We start from the raw sequence: 203 nt of genomic DNA, 5'->3' as shown, positions 1-203 counted from the left end.
CAACCCGCTCGCCGTCGCGGACGCGATCAAGCGCAAGAAGGAGATCCTGCTGGAGGGCCGCGGGCCCGTCCTGCTGGACACGATCACCTACCGGATCTCCGGGCACTCCCCGTCCGATGCCTCCAGCTACCGCACCCGCGAGGAGATCGAGGCGTGGGAGGCGGCCGACTCGATCACGTCCTTCGCCGACCTGCTGGTCGGAA

1 protein-coding gene is annotated in these 203 nt (G+C 69.0%); it reads left to right on the top strand.

All coding sequences use genetic code 11. The annotated features are described in order from the left end of the window. A partial coding sequence (locus tag BN358_RS23800) for a thiamine pyrophosphate-dependent enzyme (protein WP_255346898.1) occupies window positions 1-203 on the top strand: 203 nt, incomplete at both ends.

Origin of the sequence: Sedimentibacter sp. B4, from assembly GCF_000309315.1 — a bacterium.
Lineage (GTDB): Bacteria > Bacillota > Clostridia > Tissierellales > Sedimentibacteraceae > Sedimentibacter > Sedimentibacter saalensis.
The sequence above is the reverse complement of the archived record's forward strand: the minus strand, read 5'-3'. Positions and strand labels throughout refer to the sequence as shown.